The organism is Streptomyces sp. CNZ287 (assembly GCF_007827615.1).
Genome location: NZ_VISV01000029.1, coordinates 23,507 through 40,445, shown reverse-complemented (window position 1 = coordinate 40,445; position 16,939 = coordinate 23,507). Strand labels below are relative to the sequence as shown.

The following is a 16,939-nucleotide window of genomic DNA, read 5'->3' as shown; positions in this document are numbered from 1 at the left end:
CTCAGGCGGGCAGCCGGGTGTCCACGACGACGGCGATCTCGACGAGCTGGCCGGGGAAGGCCAGCTCGGTCACGCCGACGACGGTGCTGGCGGGGCGGTGGGCGCCGAAGTAGGCCAGGTTGCCGGCCGAGATCGCCTCGGCGTTCTGCTGGAGGCGCACGCCGTACACGGTCTGCGAGACGATCTGGTTGCGGGTGGCGCCGTAGTGCTCCAGGACTTTGTCGAGGTTGGCGTACGTCAGCGTGAGCTGCGCGGCGCAGTCGTCCGCGTGCGCGAACTCGCCCGCCTCGTCGAAGGCGACCTGCCCGGAGACGTGGATCAGCTCGCCGGACCTGATCGCCTGGGCGTAGCCGAAGTCGTTCTCGGCTGCCACGCCGTGGTGGAAGGCGTCGGTGGTGGCCATGGTGAGGGTCCTTCCCTGTGCTCTCTTGTGGTTACTCGGAAACTGTAAGAGAGTGAGCGTTGACCTAGAAGAACGCACTTTTCGGTAACTGAGGAACCAGATGGTGACCAAGCACGAAAGCGGGGGCCTGCCCGGGGACGCGGACCTCAGGCGCGCGGACTCCCTGGCCCGGGAGATCTTCTCCGACGTGGCCAACAAGTGGGCGCTGCTGATCATCGAGGCGCTCGGCGAGCGCACCCTGCGCTTCGGCGAGCTGCGCAAGGAGGTCGACGGCGTCAGCCACAAGATGCTCACCCAGAACCTGCGCACGCTGGAACGTGACGGCCTGGTCGACCGGAAGGTCTACCCCACGGTCCCGCCGCGGGTCGAGTACACCCTCACCGAGCCGGGCCGTGCCCTGCGGGCCACGGTCGACGCCATGTGCGGCTGGACCCAGCAGTACCTGGGCCACATCGAGGACGCGCGCAGCCGCTTCGACGCGTGACGGCAGAAGCGGCACGGAGGGCGTCAGCCCACGGGCCGCACCCGGGAGCGCAGCAGGCAGAACTCGTTGCCCTCGGGGTCGGCGAGCGGGTACCAGCTCTCCTCGCCCGTCTGACCGATGTCGACGTGCCTGGCCCCGAGCGCCAGCAGCCGCTCCAGCTCCGCATCCTGGTCGCGGTCGGTGGCGTTGACGTCGATGTGCAGGGGCAGCTTCCCCTTGCGCGGCTCGCTGCTCGCGCTCAGCACGAGCGTGGGCTGGAGGCCGCCGAAGCCGGCGTCGGGCGGCCCGATCTCGATGGTGCCGTCGTCCTCCCTGCCGAGCTCGACGTAACCGAGGACGTCGCTCCAGAACGCGGCGAGCCGCTCGGGGGCGGCGGTGTCGATGACCAGTTCGGTGATGCGGCATGCCATGCGAGCAGCATACGGGCCGCTCCCCGGCACCGCGCGGCCCCGGGTGGCCCGGCCGGGGCGGACTGTCAGTGGCGGCTGAGAGGCTGGGGTCATGGACAGGGACGAGGAGCTGCTGCGCGGCCGGGTGTACGGCACGGAACACGACGATCCGCACCCGGGGCCGCGGCCGGGCAGGGACTACGCGGAGCTGGTCGGCGGCCCTCTGGACGGGCTGCTGCTCGACATCACAGGGTGGACCGCGGCGGAGACCGCCGCGGGCGCGGCCCTGCCCACCGAGCTGGGCCGCTTCGGCGCCGGCGGCCGCGCCACGTACGCCCCCGCGCCCGGCTCTCCGGGGCGCTGGGTCTGGGCGGGCGACATAGCCTGAACGCCCGTGTGGCCGCGTGGACTTCGGGAAGCGGAATCCGGCCTGGTTTCGCACGTGCCCGACGTAGGGTGCCGCGTATGAAAATCTTCGGATGGCTGCTGTTCGTCTGTGGCCTGTACTTCCTCGTGCAGGGATTCGCGATGCCGATGATCGCGGAGCGCTCTGACGTGGAGAGCATCGAGTTCCAGCAGATCCGCGAGTCCAGCTCGTACCTGGGCATCGGCCTCATGATCGGCGCGGTGGCCTGCGGTGTACTGGACCGCGGCCCCGGCGGTTCGACCCGGCACGCCGCGCAGCAGCCCCCGGCGTACCCGGCACAGCAGCCCTACGGCGCCCCGCCGCCCCCGCAGCAGCCGCAGCAGCCGCACGGCGGCTGGGGCCCGCCGCCCGCGGGCTGATCCCGTACTACCTCAGGGGGTGACGACGGCGAAGTCCGGGTCGGGCTCATCGAGGACGGACAGCAGGGTGCGCAGCACGCCCAGGTCGCCCGTGTGCTCGATGTCCTCCGGATCCCCACCCGCCAGCAGCGCGGGCAACTGGGCCTTGGTCAGCGTCAGCGACACGTCCGCCGGCTCCGCGGCATGGCCGTCGAGGCGGTGGTGGGTGAAGGCGCCGTGCGAGAGCGTGGCGCGGTGGTGCTCGCCGAGGTCGGTGACGTGCCAGTCCAGGGTGAGGTGGAGGTCCCACGCCCGGGGGCCGTCGACGACGATGGCGACGGAGTCGAGGAGCTGCTCCACGCTGAGCGCGGCCATCAGGCTGCTCGCGGCGATATCGGTCCGGCCGACGCCTTCGCGGAGCTCCCGGGCGCCGACGAGATAGCAGTTGCGCCAGGTCGCGCACTCGGCGCCGTGGCCGAGCCGTTCGAAGACGCCGGCGAGCGTATTCCTGGCGCCGGTGTGGTCGGGGTCGGCGAACACCGCGTGCTTGAGGAGCTGCGCGGCGAAGCGCAGATCGCCGTCCTCGGCGTACGCGCTCGCCTTGGCCACCAGGGCGTCGACGCCGCCCATGCACTCGGCGTAGCGCTTCGCGGTCTCGGCCGGCGGGTGCTCCCACAACGAGGCGGGATGGCCGTCGTACCAGCCGAGATAGCGCTGGTAGATGGCCTTGACGTTGTGGCTGACGGTGCCGTGATAGCCGTGCGTGTGCCAGGCGGCGGCGAGCGACGGCGGCATCTCGATGATCTCGGCGATCTCGGTGCCGGTGCAGCCCTGGTTGGCCAGCCGCAGGGTCTGGTCGTGGAGATACGCGTACAGGTCCCGCTGCTCGGTCAGGAAGTCGCGCATCGCCTGCTGCCCCCAGGTCGGCCAGTGGTGGGAGGCGAACAGCACGTCGGCGCCGGCGGCGAAGAGCCGTAGCGCCTCGTCCAGATAACGGGCCCACACCCGGGCGTCGCGGACCACGGCGCCGCGCAGGGTCAGGATGTTGTGCAGGTTGTGGGTGGCGTTCTCGGCCATGCACAGCGCGCGGTGGTCGGGCAGCAGGAAGTTCATCTCCGACGGCGCCCCGGTGCCCGGCGTCATCTGGAAGACGAACCGCACCCCGTCGACGGTCTCGGTCTGCCCGGTGTGGGTGATGTCCGTCGTGGCGGGCAGCAGCGCGGGCGTACCGGTGGAGGCGGTGAAGCCCAGCCCCGTGCCGACCAGCCCGGTGGGGCCGCGCTCCAGGTTCATGCCGCCGTAGTAGAAGCCGCGGCGCAGCATCGCGGTGCCGGCGTAGACGTTCTCCGCCACGGCGTGCTCCAGATACCCGGCCGGGGCGACGACCGGCACGTCCGCGTCCTGGTCGAGGACCCCGAGGATGCCGCCGAAGTGGTCGAGGTGCGAGTGCGTGATGACCACGCCGGTGACGGGCCGGTCGCCACGCTGCGCGCGGTAGAGGGCCAGCGCGGCGGCGGCGGTCTCCCGCGAGATCAGCGGATCCACGACGACGACCCCTTGGTCGCCCTCGATCAGGGTCATGTTCGACAGGTCGTACCCACGCACCTGCAGCACGCCCTCGGTCACCTCGTACAGCCCGGCACGCGCACACAGCTTCGCCTGCCGCCACAGGCTGGGGTCGACGGTGTCGGGATGGTTGCCATCGGGAAGGGAACTGAGGAAGGCCGTATCGTCGAAGTCCCCTACCACCCGCCCGTCCGCGGCCGTGACCTGCCGCTCGGCGGGGCCGGCGAGGAAGCCGCGGTCGGCGGCCTCGAAGTCGCCGCGGTCGATGGGATCGGGCGTGGCCATACAGGTCCTCCCACGGGGGTAAATGCCGTGATACCAGCCTCTGACAGGCACGTATGCCGGACTTGCCGGGCCGGGCCGTTCGAGTGACACGCGTAGAACAGCCGGCTCTTCGAACCTGACGATCCGAATCCTTGTGATCGTGTCCCGGTCAGGTCACCAAACAGTCACACCGGAAGACACGGGCCGCCGCGGTCGGACAGGATTCACCGGTCCGAACACGTATTTGCTAGGGGAATCATGCACAAGCGCACTGCCCGTGTATCCGCTCTCGCTGCGGCCGCGGCGGCTCTGACCTTCGCCGTGGCCGGTTGTGGTAGCGACAGCGAGGGGGATGAGGCAGCCTGCAAGGAGGCCATCACCCAGCAGCTCAAGGACGCCGCGGCGGGCAAGGAGGGCGCCGGCGAAGAGAAGCCTGAGGCCTGCGAGGGTATCGATGACAAGACCGGCCAGCGTCTGGTCCAGGAAGTCACGGACGAGGAGATGAAGGGCATCGAGGAGTCCCTCGACGCTCCCTGACCGAAACCGGCGCCTGCCCGGCGCGGGGGCGAACAAGCCCTCCGCCCCGGGCAGGCCCCGCTTCGGCCGAACGGGCGGTCCGGTAGGCCCTCATGGGCGGATTCGTGCCCGGGCCTGCGTAATCGTGTGAGCGATGCGCAGCCTCCGGCAGGAACAAGATCAGCCGTATCCTGCGCGCGAATCTGTCGACAGCAGCCGCCACCCTGGCCCTCCTGACAGCGGCCTCCCTCGGCGCCACCACAGCCCGGGCCGCCGCCGGCACCGATTCCGCTCCCGCAGCAGCGCCGACGCCGTGCGAGCAGGCCGACGCCCTCATGAACCTCACCTACGGGGAATTCGCCGAAACCCCGCACGCCCCCCTCAACTGGACGACCGACGGCTGCTCCGTCCCCACCGGCTACGCCCCGTACCGCGAGGTGTTCCGTCCCGCGTGTGCGCTCCACGACTTCGGTTACCGCAACTACGGCGGCAAGCACGAGCGGAAGCTGAGCCCCACCCGCGAAACCGAGAACTGGATCGACGGCCGCTTCCGCACCGAGACGCGCCGCATCTGCGACGACCGGGACGGCTCCCGTCTCCCCCGCCTCACCTGCCTCAACGCGGCCGAGGCGTACTACGAGGCGGTCCAACTGGGCGGCGACAGCTCGTTCTTCTAGAGCACGAGACCAGGACGATGTCCTCGATCCTCGTGAGCTCGCCGTTCATCGCCGAGGACTTGTGGTAGGGGATCGAGTCGGCGTCCTCGGCCGGGTAGAAGAAGAAGGGGTGTCCATCGGCCCCGGGGCGACGTGTACCCTGCCACGCCCGGCCGCGAACCGGGCCGACTGCCGCCGCCGGGCGGTTACCGCACCCCGATGTGCACCGGGCCGCCCGCGGGCGAGACGCCGTCCAGCAGGGCCGACGGGATCCGGAAGGCGCGGCCGGGGGCGGCCGGCCAGGGGAGCCGGCGGGTGGTGACGGTCCCGGAGTCCTGCCGGACGGTGATTCGGGGAAAGCGGACGAAGGTGTCCGTCCACAGCAGCAGCCGGCCGGAGGGCGGTGCCGGGTCGCCGGGCCGCAGGACTTGCGGGGCGATCCAGCGGAACGGGGCGCCCGCGATCAGGCGTACGCCCTCGGCGGACCGGCGTTCGCCGTCCAGATGGCGGCGGACCTGCGCGGCGACATGGCGGCCGTCGAGGGCGGCGATGTCCGCGGTGTCCACCGGATGCAGGAGGTTGCCGGCCGCGAAGACCCCGGGGCTGCTGGTGCGCAGTGCGGTGTCCGTGAGCGGTCCGAGCGTGCCGGGATCGAGGATGAGGCCGGCTGCGCGGGCCAGTTCGTGGTCCGGGATCCAGTCGCCGGTGAAGACCACGGTGTCGCAGGCGACCGTGCGGCGGCGGCCCGTGTCGAGGTGCTCGATCTCCACGGCCTCGCAGCGGTTCTTTCCGATGACGCGGGTGACGCGCGTACGGGTGGCCACGGGCACGCGCAGCACCGTCCGCCCGGCGGCGTTGAACGCGGCGTAGGACTCCGCCTTCGGGTGCTCGCTGACCATCAGGGCGGGGGTGCAGCCGGCTTCGCGGAGGGTGAGGGCCGCGGACCAGCTCACGGGTTCGCCGCCGACGATCACGGCGCGTCTGCCGACGGGGCGGTGGTGGAGATGGACGAGATTCTGCAACTGACCGGTGGTGAGAACCCCTTCGGGGCGGTCTCCTGGGATGCGGCGTGCGGTGCGGGGACGCTCCCGTGCCCCGGTGGCCAGCACGATGGCCCGTGCGCGGATGCGGTAGCGGCCCTCGGGGCTGGTGATTTCGACGGTAGCTGCGTCGGCCCAGCCGGTCACGGTGGTACGCGTCCGGATCCCGGCCCCGGCCGCGGCGGCCCGGTCGACGAGACGGCGGGCGTACGCGGGCCCGGACAGCACGCGGTGAAGGTCACGCAGCCCGTAGCCGGTGTGGTCGCTGTGCCGGGGGATCCCGCCGGCGGCCGGCTCGCGGTCGACGACCAGGACCTCGCCGGCCCGGCCCGCGGCCAGATCGGCGGCGGCGGTCAGCCCGGCGGGGCCTGCGCCGATCACGAGCACGTCGGTGGTGGTGAGGGGCGGCTGGTGAGTCATCGGTCGTCCCCGCTGTGGTCGTGGCAGCCGTCATGGGAATGGTGCTGTTCGTACAGGGCGGCGACGGCCGCGCCGCAGTAGAAGCCCTGGCAGCGGCCGTTCATGGCGCGGGTCCTGCGGCGCAGTCCGTCCAGGGTCCGCGCGGGCACGGCGGTGTGGCAGGCGTCGCGGATCTCGCCCTCGGTGACCCGCTCGCAGAAGCAGGTGAGGGTGCCGTAGGCGGGGTCGCGGGCGATGAGGTCCGCGTCCTGGTACGGGCGCGGGGAGGCTTCGCCGATGTTGGGCATCCGCGGCGGCTCGGGCAGTGTCTCGCGCGCCCGCATGGCGAGGCCGGCGTCGGCCAGCAGGCCGCGGACGTGCTCGGCGATGGCCATGCCCGCGGTCAGCCCTGTGGAGCGGATGCCGCCGACGAGGACGTAGCGCTGTGGCGGGTCGGTCTCGATGAGGTAGTCGGGGTGGTCGATCGCGGCGCGCAGGCCCGCGTAGCTCGCGGTGACCTCTTCGGTGAGCAGGCGCGGCATCAGGCGCGCGCCCTTGGTGAGGAGGAAGTCGAAGCCCTCTTCCGACGTGGCCGTGGCGGTGCGGTCGGTGAGGTCCTCGGCGGTGGGGCCGAGCATCACGTTGCCGTAGACGGTCGGGGCGATGAGCACTCCCTTGCCGCGGGACGAGGGCACCGGAAGGATGATCTTGTCCGCGAGCGGGCGGGCCAGCTTGTCGAAGACGAAGAGCTCGCCGCGGCGGGGGGTGACCGTGAAGCGGTCGTGCCCGAGGAGGCGGTCGACGTGGTCGGCGCCGAGGCCGGCCGCGTTGACGACCCAGCGGGCCCGTACGTCACCGGCCGCCGTGTGCAGGAGGGTCGCCTCGTCTCCGGGGTCGATGCCGGTGACGGCGTGCCGGAGCAGGAGGGCGGCGCCGCGCCGCTGTGCGTCGGTGGCCAGCGCGAGGTTGGTGGTCCAGGTGCAGATGACGGCCTCGTCCGGGACGGTCAGACCGCCCAGCGCACCCTCGCCGAGGTCGGGCAGGTCCCGGTAGACCTCGTCGGGGCCGACGATCCGGCAGTGCTCGTAGCCGTTGGCCTCGGCCTTCTCCTTCAGCCCGGGCAGGGCGTCCAGCTCCTCGCGGGTCCAGGCCACCAGGATGGCTCCGGTGCGTTCCACGGGGATGCCGGTGGCCTCGGCGTACGCGCCGAGCAACCGGTAGCCGCGGGCGACCAGTTCGGACTCGAGCGTGCCGGGCTTGGCGTCGAAGCCGGTGTGGAGGATCGCGGTGTTGGCCTTGCTGGTGCCGTCGCCCACGTCGTCGCGGGCCTCGAGCAGGGCGACGGCGAGGTCGTATCCGGACAGCTCGCGGGCGATGGCCGCGCCGATGATGCCTCCGCCGATCACCGCGACGTCGAAGACGCCGTCGTGCGGGCGAGGGAGGGTGGCGGTCATGCGGGATCTCCCTTGGCGGCTTCGGCGGCGGCTGCCCACGCCGTACGGAATTCTTCGGCCCGTTCCCGGGGCCATCGGGGCTCGTAGACGGTGGTGGGCTGCCAGTCGCCTACGGCCTCCGCCAGGCTGAGCGCCGGATCGAGGGCGCACCGCGCCAGGGCGGCCGCGCCCAGGGGGGTGGCGTGGTCGTGAGGGTAGACGTCCACAGGGATCTGCGCGATGTCGGCCTGGGCCTGCATGAGGGCGGCGGATCTGGTGAGGCCGCCGTCCGCGCGCAGCCGGCGCAGCGGCGTGCCGATGTCGCCGGCCACCAGCGTGCACAGCTCGGCGACCTGCGCCGCGATGCCCTGCAGCACCGCACCGACGAGGTGCTCGCGGCGGGTGGCCAGCGTCATGCCCGTGAAGGAGGCGGCGGCGTCGGGGGCCCACCACGGGGCGGCCAGACCGGCGAACGCGGGGACGCACAGCACCCTTTCCGTATCGGTGGCGGCGAGCGAGTCCAGTTCGGTCGCGGACCGTACGAGCCCGAGATCCTCCAGCCAGCGCACCGCGGAGGCGACGGTGTAGACCTGCCCGTCCACGCAGTACGTGGTGTGGCCGTGCCGCTGCCAGGCCACCGACGTGGTCAGTCCGGCGCCGGAACGCACCGGGTTCCGGCCGGTGTTGGCCAGCAGGAACGCACCGGTGCCGTAGGTGCACTTCGCGGAGCCGGGCTCCAGACAGCCCTCGGCGACCAGCGCCGCCTGCTGGTCGACGACGAGCCCGGCCACGGGCACGGCCGGGCCGAAGGCCCGGGTGGTGCCGGCGATCTCGTCGGAGGCGACGATGCGGGGCAGCCGCTCGCCGCCCAGGCCGAACAGACCGAGGAGTTCGTCGTCCCAGGTGGCGCGGGTGAGATCGAGGACGAGGGAGCGGCTGGCGGTGGCGGCGTCGGTGACGAACTCCCCGGTGAGGTGGTGCACCAGCCAGGTGTCGGTGGTCGTCACCACCCCCTCGCGGGTGAGGTGGCGGCGCAGCCAGGCCATCTTGGGTGCGGAGAAGTACGGGTCGAGCACGAGCCCGGTGCGCCGCGCGATGTCGCCGGCCCGGTCGGCCAGTTCCGCGCAGACGGATTCGGCCCGCCGGTCCTGCCAGACGAGGGCGGGGGAGAGCGGCGCGCCGGTGGCCGGATCCCAGGCCAGGATGGTTTCGCCCTGGTTGGCCAGGGCTACGCAGTCGATCGGCCGGCCTGCCTCGCGGACGGCTCGGCTGCCGGTGCCGAGGACGGAGCCGAGCAGTTCGTGCGGGTCCTGCTCGACGCCTCCGCCGGGGAGGTAGGTGGGGCGGATCGTCTCCTCGGCGAGGGAGACGATCCCCTCCTCGGCGTCGACGACGATGGCCTTGGTGCCGGAGGTGCCCTGGTCGATGGCGAGGATGGCGCTCAACGTGCGTTCCCTTCGGCGGCCTTGGGCCGCGGGATCGCGGTGTCGGCCGTGTCCAGCGACCGGTCGACGTCGGCCAGGTCGGGCATGGTCAGCCCGGCCCGGCCGCTGCGGAGCAGCAGGCCGGCGAAGTACACGGCGCCGATCGCGAAGAGGACCAGCACGTAGATCCACGGGGCCCGGAACGAGGCGTCGCGGAAGATCAGCAGCTCGTAGACCAGCCACACGGCCGCGACGACGAGGACCGGGATCTCCCAGCGGCCCAGAGTGAAGCCCCGGGACGGCGGCAGGGAGCGGCGCTTTGCCGCGTACATCGCGACGGTTCCCGCGTAGATGAGGGCGGGCAGCAGGGTGCCGGCCGAGAAGAGCTCGAACAGCGCGTCGGTGGACTGGGAGAAGACCGCGAGGATGATCTGGGCGACCAGCATCATGAACACCGAGGCGTTCAGCGGCGTCGCGGTGCGCGGGTGGATGCGGCGCAGCAGTTGCCAGCCAGGGAAGCGCTCGTCCCGGGACATCGCGTACACCAGCCGGGTGCCGCTGAGGGTGATCACGAGCCCGCACGAGAAGATCGAGATCACCACCAGGACCAGGAGGATCTTGCCCACCACCGAGCCGAGCACGGCGGTGATCACGGTGGCCACCGGGGTGTCCGAGGCGCCGACCCCGTGGACGCGCCCGGCCGCGGCGGTGATGGCGATCAGGAAGAGCAGGCCGAGCACGCCCAGGGAGATCACGGCCTGCACCATGGCCCTGGGGATGACGTGGGCCGGGTTCTTGGTCTCCTCCGCCAGGTTGGCCGCGGACTCGAACCCGACGATGGTGAAGGCGCCCAGCAGGAACGCCAGGGCGAAAGGCCCCGCCTCGGTGGCGCCGCCCAGCGCGTAGTACCCGCTCTCGGGAACGGGACCGGCCTCGAAGAGATGGCCGAAATCCAGCTTGCCGGTCAGGGCGCCGACGACGAACAGCAGCACGGTCAGGGCGATCATGCCGATGAGCTGCACGGTCACCGCCGTGCTGTTGACCCGGTGGGTGAAGCGCGTCGAGGCGGCCACCAGGACGGCCTGGAGCAGCACCACGACGGCGGTGATCACCCAGGCGTTCTGGGTGGTGCCGACGTACTGGAACAGCTCGGGGAGGATCGTCGAGGCGATGGTGTAGTCCACGGCGACGAGGACCACCCCCAGGAAGGCGAACGAGACCCAGCCCATGATCCAGCCCCATACCGGCCCGACGATCCGCGACACCCACTGGTAGGAGTAGCCGCTGATCGGGATCCTGGCCGCGAGGGCGCCGAAGACGAGGGCGATGGAGAGCTGGCCGACCACGGAGATCGGCCAGGCCCAGATGCCGCGGGGTCCCGAGGTGCTCAGGACGGCCCCGTAGGTGGTGAAGATCCCGGTGGCGATCGAGACGAAGCCGAAGGCCACGGAGAACGAGGCGTACCAGCCCAGCTCGCGCGCCATCCGCTGCGGGGGCGGGCCGCCGTCCTGGCGGGCCGGCTCCGCTCCCGGGGGACGTGCCTCTACGTCTGCCATAGCTCGACCGCCTGACCGTTCATGTGGATTTCTGACTGAGAATTCCTGTGATTGTGGATCCATGCCCGAGCATAGTCAAGGGGGTGTCGCGCGCACCGTCCACGCTTGCGCTCGGACGCTCGGTCCGGCGGCCCCGTGATACGGCCGTAGGATGCAGTCACAGCTCCACAAAAACGGTCACGTATCCAAGGGGTGAGTCGTGCTCGCTGCCGAGCGACACCGCAAGATCGTCGCTGAGATCTCCCGGCTCAAGTTCGTCACCACCGATGACCTGACCACCTTGCTCGGCGTCTCCCAGGAGACGATCCGCAGGGACCTGGCCCTCCTCGAACGGCGCGGTGAGCTCACCCGGGTCCACGGCGGCGCCACCAGCCGCCAGGAGCCGGTCGGGGAGGAGGCGCCCTTCGCGGAGCGCAGCGGCATCCTCGCCGAGGAGAAGGCGGCGATCGGCAAGGCCGCGGCAGCCCTGGTCAAGCCCCACCAGACCGTCGTCATCGACGTCGGAACCACCGCCCTGGAGGTGGCGCGGGCCCTGCCCGCCGACCATGTCGGTGTCATCGCCACCCCCTCCCTGCTCGTGGCCGCGGAGGTCAGCAGCCGCCCCGGCGTCGAGGTGCTGGTCAGCGGCGGTCGGGTGCGCGCGGGCGACCTGGCCTGCTCCAACGTCCGGGCCGTGGAGTTCTTCGCCGACCTGCGCGCCGACACCGCCTTCATCGGCTCCGGGGGCATCGCCCAGTACGGACTGACCGACTTCCACCTGGACGAGGTCGCCACCAAGCGCGTCATGCTCGCCAACGCCGCGCACCGCTACGTCCTCGCGGACTCCGGCAAGCTCGGCCGCACGGCGGTGCACCGGGTGTGCGAACTGCACGGGTTCGACACCCTGATCACGGACAAGCCGTGCCCGCCCGAGCTGAACACGGCCCTCAGCCTGGCGGGTGCCCATGTCATCGTGGCGAGACGCGCGCGTCGCTGAAGCCGGCGGGGGTGCCGACCCGAAGCCTCCCGAATCGTCGCGCGCCCGGGCCGTGTGCGTCCGTCGGGGTGAGCCGAACGCGAGCCTCCCCGGACCTTCCGGCTCCGTGGGCTAGGCAGGCGGTGTGAATCCCCTCTGCACGGCCGCGACCACCCCGGTCGACGGCCCTTACCCGTCGGGAACGTGATGACAGGCCAGAGGGCCGGGGGCTGCGTACCGGGCACGGGCGTCGGGTGAAGCGTGGCCGATCGCAAGCTCCACAGCGGACCACCGGCCCGCCGGCCGGGATATCTGGCAGCGGCGGGTGCCTTCGCGGTGGGCATGCTCGGCACCACGCTGCCCACCCCGCTGTACGGGCTCTACCGGCAGGAGATCGGATTCTCCGAGCTGATGGTCACGGTGGTCTTCGCCGTCTACGCGGTGGGCGTCATCGTCGCCCTGCTGGTGGCCGGCGACTTCTCCGACCTCCTGGGCCGGCGGCCGATCCTGCTGTGTGCCGCGGCACTGGCCGGGGCGAGCGCCCTGTTCTTCGTGTTCGAGCAGGGGCTGCCTGAACTCTTCGCCGGCCGGGTGCTTTCCGGCTTCTCCGCGGGCCTGTTCAGCGGTACGGCCACCGCGGCCGTCCTGGACCTGGCGCCGCCGGGACGCCGCGCCCGTGCCGCCTTCGCGGCGACCGCCGCCAATATGGGAGGTCTCGGCCTCGGGCCCCTCCTCTCCGGGATCCTCGCCGAATACGCGACCTGGCCGCTGAAACTGCCGTTCCTCGTGCACCTGGCTCTCCTGGCGGTCGCCGCCGCGGTCATCTGGATGCTTCCCGAGACGGTGCACCGCCGCCGTCCCCGGCCTTCCCTGCGGCCCCAGGGCATGACGATCCCTCCGGTCGTCCGCGGGGTCTTCGTGCCCGGTGCGCTGGCGGCCTTCGCCGGCTTCTCCATGCTGGGGGTGTTCACCGCGGTCGCCGCGGACTTCATGGCGACGGTCCTGGGCGTGCACAACCTCGCGGTCGTCGGCGCCGTCGTCTTCTCCGTCTTCTGCGCCTCGACCGGAGGCCAGTTGCTCATGGGCCGCGTGGGCCCGGTCAAGGCGCTGCCGCTGGGCTGCGTGGTGCTGGTCCTGGGCCTCCTGCTCCTCGGGGCCTCGCTGCTGGTGGAGTCGTTGCCGATCCTCGTCGTCGGCGCGGTCACCGGCGGCGTGGGACAGGGCCTGTCCTTCCGCGCGGGCCTGACAGTGATCGGCTCGGCGGCGCCGGAACTGCAGCGAAGCGCGACCCTCTCGGCTTTCTTCGTCTTCGCCTATGTGGGGATCTCGCTGCCGGTCGTCGGAGTCGGCGCCTTGACGGTGGAACTGGGGGTGCGCAACGCCGGTTTGGTCTTCGCCGGTTGCGTGATCCTGCTCGTCTCCGCGGTGGCCGCCTATCTGAGGCTGCGACCGCCCACGGTGCGCTGACCCGCCGGGCGCGGCTGGTGGTGGAGTCCGGCCACAGGCCGGAGCCGGCAGGTGTGTATGGCCTCTCCGATGGCGTGGCGGCGGTGCGTGCCTAGCGTGCGAGACCGGGGCACCCGGCACGGGGACGGCCTGGCCGGGCGCCCATCCCTCACCCCCCCCACACGACGGGAGAACGCCATGGCGGTTCGTGACCGTGCCCGTGCTCGCCCCCGCGCGGTGCTCTTCGCACTGTTCGCCCTGGTCGCCGGAGCGCTCGCGGCGCCGGCAAACGCCTCGGCGGCGGACCTCACGCGGGTCACCGGCTTCGGCTCCAACCCCGGCAACCTCGCCATGTACGCCTACGTGCCCGACGGCCTGCCCGCCGGCGCGCCGCTGGTGCTCGCGCTGCACGGGTGCACGCAGAGCGCGAGCGACTACCACGGCCATTCCGGCTGGGCCGAGTTGGCCGACGCGCACGGCTTCGCGGTGGTCTATCCGCAGACCACGAGCGTCAACAACGCCAGCTCCTGCTTCAACTGGTTCCAGTCGGGCGACACCGCGCGCGGTCAGGGCGAGGCCCTCTCCGTGAAGCAGATGGCCGATCACGCCACCGGGCTCTACGGCACGGACTCCGACCGCGTCTACGTCACCGGCCTGTCCGCCGGCGGCGCCATGACCGCGGGGCTGCTGGCCGCGTACCCCGATGTCTTCGCCGGCGGCTCCATCGCCGCGGGCATCCCGGCCGGCTGCGCGCGCAGCCTCGTCGACGCCTACACGTGCATGTACGTCTCGGCCGGCAAGACCCCGCAGCAATGGGGCGACTTGGCGCGTGCCGCCTCGGGCGGCTGGAGCGGGCCGTGGCCGCGGGTGGCGATCTGGCACGGCACCGGCGACACCACGGTGGTGCCGGCGAACGCGGTCGAGTCGCGCGACCAGTGGACGGACGTATGGGGTACGGGCCAGACGCCGGCGGAGACGACGACGCTGCCCGGCGGCACGACGAGGGCCTCGTACAAGGACGCATCCGGCCGCTCCGTGGTGGAGACGTACACGATCTCCGGCATGGGCCACGGTCTGCCCGTCGACCCGGGCACGGCCGCCGGGCAGTGCGGGACCACCGGCACGTACTACCCGGACCGCATCTGCGCCGGCTACTACACGGCGCAGTTCTGGGGCCTGATCTGACACCGGCTCAGCACCGGGCCCGGCCCCCGGCCGGGCCCGGCACTGCCCCGCTGACCGCTCGTCACCGAAGGCCGCCGCGGGAAGTGTCCCGCGGCACACAACCCAACCCGACCGAGCCCCGCCGGACTTGGGATCGGCGGGCCCGGCTACGGTGTCGGGTCAGAACTCGGGGCTGCACGCCCGGTCCCTCTGTGTGTACGGCGAAGTCCCCGGCAGCCGGACGGATATCGTGTCAAGGTCACAACACCGGACGCGAGTGTGTACACGGGCGCAGGATGAGGAGCATCACGTGGGGGACGGCACGGCGGCCGACGGGCCCGGGCGGCTGGTCGCGGGACGGTACCGCCTGTTGGAGCGGATCGGTCGCGGTGGCATGGGCACCGTCTGGCACGCCGAGGACGAGGTTCTCGGCCGGCAGGTCGCGCTCAAGAAGCTGCATCTGCCGCCGCACCTGAAGGACGGCGAGCGCGCCACCCTCTTCGAGCGTACGAGGCGCGAGGCGCGCAGCGCCGCCCGGATCACGCATCCCAACGTCGTGGTGGTGCACGACGTGGTGGACGACGAGGGACTGCCCTGCATCGTCATGGAGTACGTGCCCGCCCCCGCCCTCGACGAGGTACTGAAGAAGGACGGCCCGCTGGAGACCGCCGAGGCGGTCAGAATCGGCATCGGCGTGATCGCGGCGCTGCGTGCCGCGCACGCCGCCGGGGTCCTGCACCGCGACGTGAAGCCCGGCAACGTGCTCCTCGGAGCCGACGGGCGCGTCGTCCTGACGGACTTCGGGATCGCGGTCGTCGCGGACACCTCCACCCTCACGCGCACCGGTGAGATGGTCGGTTCCGTCGACTTCTGTGCTCCGGAACGTCTCAAGGGCGCGGACCCGGCTCCTTCCTCCGACTTGTGGGCCCTGGGCGCGACCCTCTACCAGGCCGTGCAGGGGCGGCCGCCCTTCCGCCGGGCCACGCCGCTCGAAACCGCCTACGCGATAGCCGTCGATCCCCTCGAACAGCCCGTCGGCGGCCAGGCGTTGGGCCCTCTGATCGCGGAACTCCTCGCCAAGGACCCGGAGGCCCGGCCCTCGGCACCGGAGGTGGAGCGGCGACTGCGGCACCTGGCGGGCGCCGGCCCCGCCACGAATGCACGCCCCACCGTGCCCGAACTCCCGGCCACGGCGCCGCCGGCGCCACCGGCGTACGGAACGGACGCCGCCACGGTGCGGCACGGGCGCGGACGAGGACGGCGTACCGGCGTGTGGGTGACGGCCATGGCCGTCACGGTGCCGGCGCTGCTCGCCGGCGCGTACTTCGCGCTGCCCGACGAGGACAAGGACGCCGGCACCGCCGCCGAGAAGAAGCCTTCCGCCTCCACCACCCCGAAGCCCAAGCCCGATCCCGCCCCCGCTCCCGTACCGGAGGGCTACCAACTGGTGCGGGAAGAGGAGTTCGAGATCTCCTTCCCCGTCCCCGAAGGCTGGACGCGTCAGGACCTGGAGGAGGAAGGCGAGGGCGTCGCCTACATAGACCCGACGGGCATGGCCGGCCTGCGCGTCGTCGCCCTCGACTACGCGAGCACCGACCCCCTGCAGCACTTCAAGGACAACGAGACCAAGTCCATCCAGGAGGGAAAGCTCCCCGGCTACCGCCAACTGCGGATGCAGAGCACGACCTACCGGGGTATGCCGGCCGCGATCTGGGAGTTCACCTGGCAGGGCCGCGCCCGTGAATGGCGCGCCCGGGACCTGGGGTTCGGACGCCCCGGCGAGAAGGAGTACGCGATCTACCTCTCCACGCCCAGCGCGGACTGGGATCGCCACGAGCCGGTCTTCGAGAACGTGAGCGACGGCATCCGCCTCAAGACCGGTGCATCCGGGACGCGTTGACCTTCGCACCTCGGGGAGCCGGTTGTTACCTGGACCGACGCCGTGCTGACGACCCGCCGCTGCTCGGCGCAGCCGCCCAAGGAACCGGGCCCGAGTCCTGAGTGCCACCCACCGTCACCAGGTGGCCGGGGAGCGGTGCGAAAGGGCCGGCCGCCGCAGGCGGTGGCCGGCTACTGCATCAGCGTACTCGGTGACCCGCTCCGGGCCGAGCAGGCACGGCCCGGGCAGGTAGGTGTCGAACTGCATCGCGGGCGGTTCGGGCGGCGTACGGAGGACGTCGGTGACGGTGGCCGCCGACCGCCAGAACAGCGCGGTCCTGGGCAATGCCGGGTGTTCGAAGGGGCACCACAGAACCTGCAGCAGGTCTGTTCCGTCAGGTGCCTGCAAAACGGGCACGTCCCGCCCGTAGAGCAGCGCGACCGGCAAACGTCCGCCTCATGAGGCCGTCGCAGTGGGGCCACGGCTCGTCTTCCGGCCACAGCAGCGGCCCGCCGACCGAACTGTCATGAGGCATTGGCCCCCCGCGGCGGGGATGCAACCGGGTCGCCGTGCGCGCCAACGGGGCCAACTGAGGAAAGA

The 16,939-nt window shown here is 71.9% G+C and carries 16 protein-coding genes and 1 pseudogene; 9 read left to right on the top strand and 8 right to left on the bottom strand.

Going from position 1 to position 16,939, the window contains the following annotated elements:
* Window position 1: 1 nt before the first annotated feature.
* Window positions 2-403: a Rid family hydrolase gene (locus FB457_RS33345; protein WP_145784306.1), complete on the bottom strand. Its 402-nt coding sequence runs from the start codon at window positions 401-403 to the stop codon at window positions 2-4.
* Window positions 404-503: 100 nt separating this feature from the next.
* Between FB457_RS33345 and FB457_RS33340 the strand changes: the two genes are divergently transcribed.
* The gene (locus FB457_RS33340; RefSeq protein WP_145784304.1) at window positions 504-887 is read left to right on the top strand and encodes a winged helix-turn-helix transcriptional regulator; all 384 of its coding nucleotides are present in this window, start codon (window positions 504-506) and stop codon (window positions 885-887) included.
* A gap of 23 nt (window positions 888-910) precedes the next feature.
* On the opposite strand, the gene FB457_RS33335 is transcribed toward FB457_RS33340, so the two are convergent.
* Window positions 911-1,297 carry a VOC family protein gene (locus FB457_RS33335; protein WP_047014263.1) on the bottom strand — a complete coding sequence of 129 codons (387 nt, stop codon included), beginning with the start codon at window positions 1,295-1,297 and terminating at the stop codon, window positions 911-913.
* Between the two features lie 91 nt (window positions 1,298-1,388).
* Here FB457_RS33335 and FB457_RS33330 point away from each other — a divergent pair, with 91 nt between their 5' ends.
* Both FB457_RS33330 and FB457_RS33325 read left to right on the top strand, forming a co-directional pair.
* Window positions 1,389-1,664: a hypothetical protein gene (locus tag FB457_RS33330; RefSeq protein ID WP_047014262.1), complete on the top strand. Its 276-nt coding sequence runs from the start codon at window positions 1,389-1,391 to the stop codon at window positions 1,662-1,664.
* A 77-nt stretch (window positions 1,665-1,741) separates the two neighbouring features.
* Window positions 1,742-2,062, top strand: coding sequence for a hypothetical protein (locus FB457_RS33325; RefSeq protein WP_145784302.1), 321 nt, complete (start codon window positions 1,742-1,744; stop codon window positions 2,060-2,062).
* Window positions 2,063-2,074: 12 nt separating this feature from the next.
* Here the strand turns inward: FB457_RS33325 and FB457_RS33320 are convergent, their stop codons facing one another.
* On the bottom strand, window positions 2,075-3,892 hold the full coding sequence (locus tag FB457_RS33320; RefSeq protein WP_047014260.1) for an alkyl/aryl-sulfatase: 1,818 nt from the start codon (window positions 3,890-3,892) through the stop codon (window positions 2,075-2,077).
* A 237-nt stretch (window positions 3,893-4,129) separates the two neighbouring features.
* Between FB457_RS33320 and FB457_RS33315 the strand changes: the two genes are divergently transcribed.
* Both FB457_RS33315 and FB457_RS33310 read left to right on the top strand, forming a co-directional pair.
* A complete protein-coding gene (locus FB457_RS33315) occupies window positions 4,130-4,408 on the top strand; it encodes a hypothetical protein (protein ID WP_047014259.1) in 279 nt (92 codons plus the stop codon).
* Window positions 4,409-4,722: 314 nt separating this feature from the next.
* Complete coding sequence (locus FB457_RS33310; protein ID WP_347615545.1) at window positions 4,723-5,064, top strand: phospholipase A2; 342 nt, start codon at window positions 4,723-4,725, stop codon at window positions 5,062-5,064.
* Between the two features lie 185 nt (window positions 5,065-5,249).
* Here FB457_RS33310 and FB457_RS33300 read toward each other — a convergent pair whose 3' ends face one another.
* From FB457_RS33300 to FB457_RS33285, 4 genes are read right to left on the bottom strand one after another with little or no spacing between them, the layout of a single operon-like run.
* On the bottom strand, window positions 5,250-6,503 hold the full coding sequence (locus FB457_RS33300) for an FAD-dependent oxidoreductase (RefSeq protein WP_145784298.1): 1,254 nt from the start codon (window positions 6,501-6,503) through the stop codon (window positions 5,250-5,252).
* A complete protein-coding gene (locus FB457_RS33295) occupies window positions 6,500-7,936 on the bottom strand; it encodes an NAD(P)/FAD-dependent oxidoreductase (RefSeq protein WP_145784296.1) in 1,437 nt (478 codons plus the stop codon). The genes FB457_RS33300 and FB457_RS33295 overlap by 4 nt, the downstream gene beginning before the upstream one ends.
* The gene (locus FB457_RS33290; protein ID WP_145784294.1) at window positions 7,933-9,360 is read right to left on the bottom strand and encodes an FGGY family carbohydrate kinase; all 1,428 of its coding nucleotides are present in this window, start codon (window positions 9,358-9,360) and stop codon (window positions 7,933-7,935) included. Before FB457_RS33290 ends, FB457_RS33295 begins: the two co-directional genes overlap by 4 nt.
* A complete protein-coding gene (locus tag FB457_RS33285) occupies window positions 9,357-10,895 on the bottom strand; it encodes an APC family permease (RefSeq protein ID WP_047014254.1) in 1,539 nt (512 codons plus the stop codon). Before FB457_RS33285 ends, FB457_RS33290 begins: the two co-directional genes overlap by 4 nt.
* Before the next feature lie 199 nt (window positions 10,896-11,094).
* Here FB457_RS33285 and FB457_RS33280 point away from each other — a divergent pair, with 199 nt between their 5' ends.
* The 4 genes from FB457_RS33280 (at window position 11,095) to FB457_RS33265 (ending at window position 16,360) form a co-directional block, all read left to right on the top strand.
* Entirely contained in the window at window positions 11,095-11,871 is a 777-nt protein-coding gene (locus FB457_RS33280; protein WP_047014253.1) for a DeoR/GlpR family DNA-binding transcription regulator, read from the top strand.
* Window positions 11,872-12,111: 240 nt separating this feature from the next.
* Window positions 12,112-13,317 carry an MFS transporter gene (locus FB457_RS33275; protein WP_301540157.1) on the top strand — a complete coding sequence of 402 codons (1,206 nt, stop codon included), beginning with the start codon at window positions 12,112-12,114 and terminating at the stop codon, window positions 13,315-13,317.
* Window positions 13,318-13,494: 177 nt separating this feature from the next.
* On the top strand, window positions 13,495-14,481 hold the full coding sequence (locus tag FB457_RS33270; RefSeq protein WP_145784292.1) for an extracellular catalytic domain type 1 short-chain-length polyhydroxyalkanoate depolymerase: 987 nt from the start codon (window positions 13,495-13,497) through the stop codon (window positions 14,479-14,481).
* Window positions 14,482-14,770: 289 nt separating this feature from the next.
* On the top strand, window positions 14,771-16,360 hold the full coding sequence (locus tag FB457_RS33265; protein WP_486589228.1) for a serine/threonine-protein kinase: 1,590 nt from the start codon (window positions 14,771-14,773) through the stop codon (window positions 16,358-16,360).
* A gap of 183 nt (window positions 16,361-16,543) precedes the next feature.
* Here FB457_RS33265 and FB457_RS33260 read toward each other — a convergent pair.
* Window positions 16,544-16,928, bottom strand: a pseudogene (locus tag FB457_RS33260) (hypothetical protein); the annotation flags it as partial.
* Window positions 16,929-16,939: the final 11 nt, after the last annotated feature.

Excerpts from the sequence above, each read along its gene's own strand:
- FB457_RS33310 (WP_347615545.1), top strand. The coding sequence starts at position 4,723 with ATGAACCTCACCTACGGGGAATTCGCCGAAACCCCGCACGCCCCCCTC.
- FB457_RS33340 (WP_145784304.1), top strand. The coding sequence starts at position 504 with ATGGTGACCAAGCACGAAAGCGGGGGCCTGCCCGGGGACGCGGACCTC.
- FB457_RS33300 (WP_145784298.1), bottom strand. The coding sequence starts at position 6,503 with ATGACTCACCAGCCGCCCCTCACCACCACCGACGTGCTCGTGATCGGC.
- FB457_RS33315 (WP_047014259.1), top strand. The coding sequence starts at position 4,130 with ATGCACAAGCGCACTGCCCGTGTATCCGCTCTCGCTGCGGCCGCGGCG.
- FB457_RS33320 (WP_047014260.1), bottom strand. The coding sequence starts at position 3,892 with ATGGCCACGCCCGATCCCATCGACCGCGGCGACTTCGAGGCCGCCGAC.
- FB457_RS33335 (WP_047014263.1), bottom strand. The coding sequence starts at position 1,297 with ATGGCATGCCGCATCACCGAACTGGTCATCGACACCGCCGCCCCCGAG.
- FB457_RS33270 (WP_145784292.1), top strand. The coding sequence starts at position 13,495 with ATGGCGGTTCGTGACCGTGCCCGTGCTCGCCCCCGCGCGGTGCTCTTC.
- FB457_RS33325 (WP_145784302.1), top strand. The coding sequence starts at position 1,742 with ATGAAAATCTTCGGATGGCTGCTGTTCGTCTGTGGCCTGTACTTCCTC.
- FB457_RS33285 (WP_047014254.1), bottom strand. The coding sequence starts at position 10,895 with ATGGCAGACGTAGAGGCACGTCCCCCGGGAGCGGAGCCGGCCCGCCAG.
- FB457_RS33295 (WP_145784296.1), bottom strand. The coding sequence starts at position 7,936 with ATGACCGCCACCCTCCCTCGCCCGCACGACGGCGTCTTCGACGTCGCG.
- FB457_RS33345 (WP_145784306.1), bottom strand. The coding sequence starts at position 403 with ATGGCCACCACCGACGCCTTCCACCACGGCGTGGCAGCCGAGAACGAC.
- FB457_RS33330 (WP_047014262.1), top strand. The coding sequence starts at position 1,389 with ATGGACAGGGACGAGGAGCTGCTGCGCGGCCGGGTGTACGGCACGGAA.